Here is a 5,827-nt window from a genome sequence, read left to right as displayed (position 1 = left end):
TCTCTCCTTAAGAGCCGCCTGTTTCCTCTTTCTCGACATTCTTTCCCCTTCGACGAAGGCTTCACGGAGAGTAGATGATGATTTTTCGCGAACCGGGCCGGAGTATCTATCCGCTCACGGCGCCACGCAGGCCAATCACCGGCCAGGAACATTCAAGGTTAATCCTTTAAGAGATTTGCGTTCGGTTGAACGGCAAGATCCTCTGACTGTTCGCAAACCTCCTTCGTTTCGTTCGATAAGTTACCTTCGCCCTCCGTGGCATCGCTGGCATCATCGCCCTCCAACGCTTCTCCGATCTTGATAGAATTAAAAGGAGATAACGTTCGTTCTTCGGTGTCGTGCTTTAGCAGCGTGACGGGAACGCCTTTTGGAAAAACCACTTCTCGAGCCGGATCAGGAAGGATAATACCGCCTTCATGCAGCACCTTTTTTGTTTGTCGCAGGAGCGCAGAATTGATCTTAGCGGGGGAATAAATGGTACTATCGAACCAGTAGAGGATCCGGATATTAACAGTTGCCGCACCGAGCTCTTCAACGAGCACAAGCGCCTCCGGAGCACCTAGCACAGCGGGATGTTCAAGGAGAACCTGAGAAACGAGCTTCTGGGCTTTAGCTGCCGACGATTCATAACCGATACCAACTGTGAACGTTGCGCGACGGCTCGGATTACTGCTGAAATTTTCGATTGTATTCTTGTACACGATTGCGTTCGGAATCTGTACGTGACTTCCGTCAAGAGTGAGCAGGATCGTGGTTCGTGTATTCAGGTTTTGGACAATCCCCGTGTGTCCGGCGACTTCAACGAGATCGCCGCTTCGGAACGGGTTTCGGACGCTGAGTAAAAGGCTGGCGAGGAAATTTTCAGCGATGTCGCGGAAGGCGAATCCAATTAGAATCCCGATGAGGCTCGTTCCTCCGAGAACGGTAAGAGCCAATCGTGTGAGGCCTGCTACCTGAAGAATAAAATAGACGCCGAAAAGGAAGACGGGGACGGACAACACTCGCGCCATCACCGTGAGCAGGAGCGGTGAGGTAATACGGCGCGAAAGGAAATGACGCGCAAGCAGCGCTACCAACTTGGCAAGAAGCCACGTGATAGCTAGTATGCAGATTGCGAGAATAACGAGGGGCCATGATTGAACGGTTTTCCGATAAAACCGTTTGAATTCTACTCCCGCTTTTCCAAATGTCGTTCCTACATCAGTTCGAACTTGGAGACGGTTTACGACCGCCACGACATCCTGTGTTTTTTCGGCAAGATCACCTGCCCAGTTCTTATGTTCCTGCGTATTTGTAGTTCCATCCAAGGACACAACACCCTCTCGAACGGATACCCGTGGCGATTCGAACCATCCGGTCGATTTTAGGATTCCTTCGAGGCGCTTGGAAATATCACGGTCATTTGCCGCCGGAGCGACAGTAACGGGTGTTTTCGACGTAACCGCCGGCTCTATTGCCGATGATTGGGCCAAAGGCGAGAGAAGTGTCTGCGATCGCGCCAGCGTTCCGGTGCTGAGCAGCACAAAAACCAGAACGACAGCCTTTGCAAGAAGTTTAGCCATGAGCCCATCCGTTCGGCTGGCTTCGAGGCTGAGAGGTGTAGCGTTTGAAGACGATAGGGCGGTGGTGACGTGCTGTACTTATAGTAGGCAAGCTGCCGGGTGTGGCCCCCGCAGAGCTGGTTAGCTCGGGTTCTTCGTCCATCGGCCAATAATAACTTCCAGCCCGCATACAACATCGAAAAGAAAGCTGGGGCCCAACTGCGCGGGACAGAGCAAAGGGAGCTTCACTCCCTTCGCCGATCAATCGAGGGAAAGCGCGACAGTTTTTATTTCTTGCTGTACTTGAATTTCGGCGCGTTTTTCAAGCTATCTTTGGAGGTGTCGACGAAAGCTTTCCAAGTGTCGTCCTTCTGATTGAGCACGACAGTCGCGGGATCGAGGACAACGTAGCTCTCTCCCATGCCGAGGAAGCCGCCCACACTGACAACAACCCCTGTAATCGTTTTGCCGTTCTCTATAACCAGATCCTCGATCTCTCCGACGGTCTCATTCTGGTTGTTATAGACATTGGTGCCTATGATTTTGGAAGTCATGAAGTCGGCCGATTTTACCGTCACAAACTTAAGTGCGACGGTAGCCTTGTCGGCCACTCGCAGGCCGCTCGGGGACGTTCCCGCGTCCGCATGTGTCGGTGTGCCCATAGAGGATCCTGGCGCGGTTGCGGGAGAGGTCGTCTGAGCAATCGCAAGCGTGGAAACTGCGGAAAACGCTGCGGCAGTGAGAAAGGTGCGATAAATTTTCATAGAAGAGCCTTTTCAGTTTTGTGAGCGACGAGAGCGCACTTGAGTTTTTCTCTACTCTCGAGCTGAAGGCAGAAGGAAGAATACTGGTTGAGAATAGCTTTGGATATTTCGCCGGGCCGTGCTTTTAGAAAAGAGCTTCACCGGCCAAAAGGCCCAAAATCAGGAAGATTGCAAAGATCGCCACCGCCGCAAAGAAGAGCCACCTTGCAATAGTAGCGGCACCAGCAGACACCCCTGAAAAGCCAAAAAAGCCGGCAACCAAGGAGACGACGAAAAATATCAGTGCCCATTTCAACATCGCGCTTCCTTCTGTATGTTGAACAAGCCGCAGATAACTATTCCGTTCCATTGCGATCGAGATTCCGACCATGCGAGCACGGGGCGAGCGCCCATTGAGGACGGGAACGTGACCGAGGACAATCTTATGTCGACGAAGGCGCGGATGGCGCTGTGCAACCGGATGAACGCGAGCCTTGCCGCCATTAGCAACCCGCCGCCCGCGGAGGCCCTGCTCGGCGAAGCGTGGGCCGGCAATGACAGCAAAGTGAAGACAACGTAATGAAGCGCTGGCGGCGGCTGCTCTCTGGTTCCGTGTGACGGTAATGGCGCTGATCGGCGTTGCCACCGCCGCCGCTGGCAATGGTCGCCGCTTACAGCGCGGCAACCAACAACGTTACGCCGCGCGCGACGAAATTGCTCATGGAGGACAACACCTCGCAAAACGTGCTCGGCACGTTCATTGGCGCGTTCCTGTTCAGCCTCGTCGGCATTGTTGCGCTGAGCACAGGCTTATATGGCACGCAGGGACGCGCCATCCTGCTGGTCGTCACAATCGGCCTCATCGCGCTGATCGCCGCCACTATTCTCCGCTGGATAGACTACCTTGCGCGGTTCGGCAGGCTCGGGGAAACGATTGATCGTGTGGAGAGGGCGACCTGGGGTGCGATGGAGACGCAGCAGGCGCACCCGCATCTGGGCGGGCGACCGATGGAGGGCCGCACTTTCCCTGAAGGTGCCATCGCCGTGTTTTCGGACGCGATCGGTTACATCCAGCATGTCGATGTGGCAGCGCTCGAGGAACAAGCGAAGCAGGCAGGGGTACAGGTCTACGTAACAGCCTTGCCCGGGGCCTTCGCTGATCCGTCACGGCCCGTGGCTCTGGTGATGGGATCCGACAATGAAGACATGCGCCACGCAATATCCAGCGCATTCACGGTCGCTGCAGACCGGACCTTCGAGCAGGACCCACGCTTCGGCCTGTGTGTGCTTTCAGAGATCGCCTCGCGCGCGCTGTCGCCGGCCGTTAACGATCCGGGTACCGCGATCGACGTGATCGGGCGCGCCGTCCGGCTATTGGCAAATTGGAGCCGCTTTGAGGCGTCTGACACGGACCCCGAAGTCGCTTGCCCGCACGTCTGGGTACCTTCGATCACGGCCGACGACATGTTCGATGACGTCTTTGCGCCGATCGCGCGGGACGGTTCAAGTTTGCTGGAAATCCAAATCAGGCTTCAGAAGGCATTCGTGGCCTTGCTCGCAACCGATCGCGCGATGTTCGGCGACGCGGCGCGGCGGCATTCGGTGAGGGCGTTGAAATGGGCGCAGTCCGGTTTGACGCTGGAAGATGATCTGCGCGCAATTCAGACGGTTTCCGCGCAGATTGGTTCCGTCTTTGCGCAAAAACCGAGTTCAGCCTAGCCCGAGATCAATAGTGTCCAGTTTAGCGATCCACCAGATCAACCAAATCCGCGATGAACCTGGAAAGCATGCTTTTTCAGAACTGGTCCGGGCTTGTGCGGACGGTGCTTGTCGGATCGCTCGCCTATGCAACTTTGTCGTGTTCTTGCGAATATCCGGAGAACGGACTCTCTCCAAACTTAACGCGTTCGACCTTGTAGTGACCATTGCGCTTGGCTCGACGTTATCTGCCATTATTCTCTAAGAATCCATATCCCTGGCCGAAGGTGCTACCGCCTTTGCGCTGCTCATCCTTTTACAGTTCCTTGTCACGTTCTGGTCTGTGCGATCGGCTGCGGTTCGCAAATGCGATCAGCTCCGAGCCGGCTCCGCTCGTGCGCAAGGGACAGGCAGCGATGCTATGAAGCCCGAGCGCATCACCGAGGGCGAAGCGCTGAGCGCTGTCGGGGAGCTGGTGGCAAAGATATCACCCAAGTCGACTTGCGCATTTTGGAAAGAGACGGCACGTTGAGCGTAGTGCTTCGCGCCTAAACAGCCTGAGCAGCTGGATTAGATATCGCGCGTAGGCGGTATCATCGAATATCGGCCGATCTCCAGAGCGGGAGCGCACGTGTTTTCTCTCTTCGATCTAACAGCAATGCTGCTGACGCTTTCGGCACTGTTCGGATGGATGAATCACAAGTTTCTGCCTCTTCCCCATTCGATTGGCCTTTTAGTCATAAGTATTGCGGTTTCTATCGTGCTGGTCGGAATCGATCTTGCCTTTCCCCGGCAACACCTTTTCGAATCACTGACCGGAACTCTTTTCCAGATTGACTTCAGTCAGGTTGTCATGAATGGCATGCTGGCGTTTCTTCTTTTCGCCGGCGCTCTCCATTTGGATATCACTAGGCTCCGCCGGCGCGGCTTGCAGGTCGCGATTCTGGCCTTCGCCGGAACGCTGATCTCGACCGTAGTCGTGGGCTGCGCCTTTTGGGGCGCGGCAGCGATGCTCGGCATTTTCATGCCGCTCGCCTGGGCTTTGGTGTTTGGGGCTCTTATTAGCCCAACGGATCCCGTTGCCGTTATGAGCACGCTCAAGAACGCAAAGGTGTCGCCGGATCTTGAAATCGAGCTCCAAGGGGAGTCCCTATTCAACGACGGTATTGGCATCGTCCTATTCACGGTCCTGCTCCGGTTTGCGATGGGTACTGATGCGACCCAGACGAGCACGTTCGCCATCGCCGAACTTTTGGTCGTCGAAACTGGAGGTGGCATCATGCTCGGGCTTACCGCCGGCTACATCGCCTTTTGGGGAATGCGCCTGATCGACGATTATCCTGTCGAGATTCTCATCTCTCTCGCCCTCGTTACCGCCACCTATGCCGTCGCACAGCGACTGCACGTCAGCGGGCCTCTTTCAATGGTCGCTGCTGGCCTCTTGATCGGGAACCGGGGTCCGCGCTACGCAATGAGCGATCGGACTCAGGGATATCTTTTCGGGCTATGGACCGTTATCGACGAGATTTTAAACTCCGTATTGTTTCTTCTGATTGGGCTGGAGGTGCTCGTTCTCAGTTTTAATCGTGTTTCTTTGGACCTTGCGGCGGTTGCGATCCCAATTGTGCTTCTTGGCCGATTACTCGGGGTATCCCTGCCGCTTCTGGTATTCGGTTGGCGACGCCCGATGTCACTCTGGAACGTGGCGTTCCTGACATGGGCGGGTATTCGCGGTGGGATCTCCGTCGCCCTGGCACTTTCGCTTCCTGAAGGTTCCGCAAAGCCCGGCATACTCCCTGGGACCTATGCTGTTGTCCTCTTCAGCATCATCGTACAGGGATTAAC

Annotated in this window: 6 protein-coding genes; 3 read left to right on the top strand and 3 right to left on the bottom strand. The window is 55.5% G+C overall.

From position 1 onward, the window contains the following. Positions 1-158 precede the first annotated feature (158 nt). From BGN91_RS11215 to BGN91_RS11205, 3 genes are all read right to left on the bottom strand, one after another. Positions 159-1,562 (bottom strand): mechanosensitive ion channel family protein, encoded by a 1,404-nt coding sequence (locus BGN91_RS11215; RefSeq protein ID WP_292613141.1) that lies wholly within the window; start codon positions 1,560-1,562, stop codon positions 159-161. 266 nt (positions 1,563-1,828) lie between these two features. Continuing rightward, positions 1,829-2,305 (bottom strand): PRC-barrel domain-containing protein, encoded by a 477-nt coding sequence (locus tag BGN91_RS11210; RefSeq protein ID WP_292613139.1) that lies wholly within the window; start codon positions 2,303-2,305, stop codon positions 1,829-1,831. A gap of 124 nt (positions 2,306-2,429) precedes the next feature. Beyond that, entirely contained in the window at positions 2,430-2,603 is a 174-nt protein-coding gene (locus BGN91_RS11205) for a DUF1328 domain-containing protein (protein WP_292613137.1), read from the bottom strand. Between the two features lie 108 nt (positions 2,604-2,711). Here BGN91_RS11205 and BGN91_RS11200 point away from each other — a divergent pair, with 108 nt between their 5' ends. From BGN91_RS11200 to BGN91_RS11190, 3 genes are all read left to right on the top strand, one after another. After that, positions 2,712-2,864, top strand: a complete 153-nt coding sequence (locus tag BGN91_RS11200; protein ID WP_292613135.1) for a hypothetical protein — start codon at positions 2,712-2,714, stop codon at positions 2,862-2,864. A gap of 80 nt (positions 2,865-2,944) precedes the next feature. Then, the gene (locus tag BGN91_RS11195) at positions 2,945-4,003 is read left to right on the top strand and encodes a DUF2254 domain-containing protein (protein ID WP_292613133.1); all 1,059 of its coding nucleotides are present in this window, start codon (positions 2,945-2,947) and stop codon (positions 4,001-4,003) included. Positions 4,004-4,613: 610 nt separating this feature from the next. Continuing rightward, positions 4,614-5,827: sodium:proton antiporter (locus BGN91_RS11190; RefSeq protein WP_292613132.1), on the top strand; the 1,214-nt coding region annotated here is incomplete at its 3' end.

Source organism: Nitrobacter sp. 62-13, from assembly GCF_001896955.1.
GTDB lineage: Bacteria > Pseudomonadota > Alphaproteobacteria > Rhizobiales > Xanthobacteraceae > Nitrobacter.
Note: the sequence above shows the minus strand (reverse complement) of the source record. Positions and strands in the feature narration are given on the sequence as shown.

What these genes read in the sequence shown, in the direction of transcription:
- BGN91_RS11215 (WP_292613141.1), bottom strand. Translation starts at nt 1,562, where the DNA reads ATGGCTAAACTTCTTGCAAAGGCTGTCGTTCTGGTTTTTGTGCTGCTC.
- BGN91_RS11210 (WP_292613139.1), bottom strand. Translation starts at nt 2,305, where the DNA reads ATGAAAATTTATCGCACCTTTCTCACTGCCGCAGCGTTTTCCGCAGTT.
- BGN91_RS11205 (WP_292613137.1), bottom strand. Translation starts at nt 2,603, where the DNA reads ATGTTGAAATGGGCACTGATATTTTTCGTCGTCTCCTTGGTTGCCGGC.
- BGN91_RS11195 (WP_292613133.1), top strand. Translation starts at nt 2,945, where the DNA reads ATGGTCGCCGCTTACAGCGCGGCAACCAACAACGTTACGCCGCGCGCG.